Origin of the sequence: Massilia oculi, from assembly GCF_017582745.1 — a bacterium.
GTDB lineage: Bacteria > Pseudomonadota > Gammaproteobacteria > Burkholderiales > Burkholderiaceae_D > Telluria > Telluria oculi_A.
This window is the reverse complement of record NZ_JAFVIM010000069.1, coordinates 1-2,519: the sequence shown is the minus strand read 5'-3', so window position 1 is coordinate 2,519 and position 2,519 is coordinate 1. Positions and strand designations below refer to the sequence as shown.

Below are 2,519 nucleotides of genomic sequence, written 5' to 3'. Positions count from 1 at the left end.
TGCAGACCAGGACGACGTCAATCGGGAAACGCATTCCTTTGAAGCTGAGCATATCGGATCGTCAATGTGCGGCGTTGCAGTCTACCCGATCGGGACAACCGCTCGGCTAACGCGACAAAACCCTGTTCGCGGATGTCAACCACCGAAGACTGTCTTTCTGTTAAGAAAAAGTAAATCGTCTCGAGTTCTGAAAGCATATGGTATGGGCGCGCTACACGGATACCCCTTACCGAAGAAGATGTTCCTTGGGATGAGACATCTCGAATGTTGAGCCATCGTTTGTATCCAAGTCCGTAACCTACTCCTCGTCCTTGGCGAATCCTAGGCCTTAAATAAGGAGGGTAGAGCTTGGGATCGCGCGTCCATTCCATGTTGTCGAGATAATGATTCCTAACAGTGCCATTAGGCAACGCCGAACAAGTTGACGAACTTGTCCAGAGCTCGTTTAGGAATGGTATATCAAACTTTCGGTTTTTTGCGAAGAAGAGCGCCGCATGGCACTCTAAGAGCGCCTAACAAAACCGTTCGACATATCGCCAACAGATGAGCGAGCAAGCGAGCGAAAGGAATGCCTGATGGATGTCTGCTCGCCGCTCGTGTCGAATGCGCAACCTGCGAAAGCGATGTAACCATCCCAAGGTGCGCTCAATGACCCAACGCCATCGTCCGAGCCTTTCTCGCGACTCCACACCATATCGCGCGATACGTGCTGCGATACCTCGTCGGCGCAGCCACGCCCGATGGGCTAGCGAAGCGTATGCCCGATCGGCGTGCAGCTTACCTGGACGCTTACGCGGACGGCCGCATAGCCCTTTCACCACTGGGATGGCTTCGACGAGTGGAATAAGAAAACGCGAGTCGTGGACCTGGGCGCCCGAGATCTTAGCTACCAGCGGCAGCCCACGTTGATCTACGAGCAGATGGTGTTTGCAGCCAAGCTTGCCACGATCCGTTGGGTTTCGGCCCGTATGCTCGCCGCCGGCAGGGGCAGGTACACTGGCAGCGTCAACGCAAGCTCGAGCCCACATGATCTGGTCGTGCTCGCGCAGCCGTCTGAGGACTGCTTCGTGGACGCGCTGCCAAACGCCAGCTTTCATCCATTCGTGGAGCCGGCGCCAACAAGTCATGCCACTGCCGCAGCCGAGTTCGCGAGGCAAATATTCCCACGGTATCCCGGTCTTGAGTACAAACAGAATCCCGGTTAGGGGCGCGCGATCGTTGAGACGTGGGCGTCCGCCTTTTGGTGACCTGTTGTGGGTTGGCAGATGAGCTGCTACAAGCGACCAAAGGTCTTCGGGGAGAAGTGCTTGGGCCATGGCATTAGTCCGTCCGGGAACACGGCCGCCATCTTAGCTGCCGAAGCACCGCTGTGTACGTCCGCTATCGACCCATAGCGGCCGTTCGTCGCTACAGCACAAGGTCTTTGCGTCTTCCCTACGTGCCATTCTGTTAGCGCGGTTAGCAAAACCCTTGCATAATCGTGAGTTCCTACTAGGGAGCTTCAATGACAAAAATAGACGATACCGAAATATGCACGTTAATCCGTGAACGTTTAGAGCATGTTGAATTGGTATTTGAGCTTCGCCACCATTACAACAACCTGGAATTGATTCAGGATGTAGGCGAGAATGGGTGGACACACCCATGGCGTTATTTCGACGCGCTGATGTATTACCTCTTGCTAACGTGTTTTGATTTGCTTGGGCAACCAGCTGACTGGGTGCCGTTCTCTACATGGCTTGAGTCTAGAAAAAAAGCAGATGAGCGGAACGCTGCTGTCCAAACCATTCCAGAACGTGTCGACGCCCTGGCCATTGCGAAACATTTAAATACAGCGTACCAATCGATTTACGGAGTCAAAAACTCGTTTCACCATTTTGTGCAGCACGTATTGACGGACGAGGAGCGAAAGGAATTGTATTTTAATATTCAAATCGTGCGAGGCCAAAAAGGCGGCGACCCAAATACATCGTATCCAGCCCTCGGATACGTTGAATCTGAAAAGGCCAAATTGGATTGGCTATTCAGTTTGCGTAATAAGTTCACTCATAACGCCGTAACGATGGGCAATCCAGGGGCAGGAATATTCCCTCAAGCTTATGACGCAATCACAATCGATGGGAAGCCAAGAAAAGGTTACCTCGAAATTTATCGTGAAAGCAAGAATGATGAGTGGATTATCTATCAGGTGCGAGATTGGCCGTTCGTACTGCAGCGCCTTATTCAATCTGCATTAGCACGACGCGAGCATAACCGAGAGATAAGATAGACTGACAATAATGAAAAGCGATGACCTAGGCGCTTTTAGAAATAACTAGCTAGCGCTATTACTTGTAGCAGCGACGAAAGATCAATCCAAATCTTTCCATTGAGCAGCGGAAAGTTTGAGCTGCAAGGAGGCTTTGTTGCATAAATCAATTGAGCGCGTAGTACCCCAAACCCCAGACGGATTTACGGCATGGTCACCGCTACGGTCGTGGGCGTGCCCAAGCGCGTGAAGCGATTGAGGATGGCGGCAC

The 2,519-nt window shown here is 52.2% G+C and carries 2 protein-coding genes; one reads left to right on the top strand and one right to left on the bottom strand.

Going from position 1 to position 2,519, the window contains the following annotated elements:
* Positions 1-512 precede the first annotated feature (512 nt).
* Positions 513-1,316 carry an IS5 family transposase gene (locus tag J3U95_RS28075; RefSeq protein WP_208281751.1) on the bottom strand — a complete coding sequence of 268 codons (804 nt, stop codon included), beginning with the start codon at positions 1,314-1,316 and terminating at the stop codon, positions 513-515.
* Positions 1,317-1,504: 188 nt separating this feature from the next.
* Here J3U95_RS28075 and J3U95_RS28070 point away from each other — a divergent pair, with 188 nt between their 5' ends.
* Positions 1,505-2,269, top strand: a complete 765-nt coding sequence (locus J3U95_RS28070) for a hypothetical protein (RefSeq protein ID WP_208281750.1) — start codon at positions 1,505-1,507, stop codon at positions 2,267-2,269.
* Positions 2,270-2,519: the final 250 nt, after the last annotated feature.

What these genes read in the sequence shown, in the direction of transcription:
- J3U95_RS28070 (WP_208281750.1), top strand. Translation starts at nt 1,505, where the DNA reads ATGACAAAAATAGACGATACCGAAATATGCACGTTAATCCGTGAACGT.
- J3U95_RS28075 (WP_208281751.1), bottom strand. Translation starts at nt 1,316, where the DNA reads ATGGCCCAAGCACTTCTCCCCGAAGACCTTTGGTCGCTTGTAGCAGCT.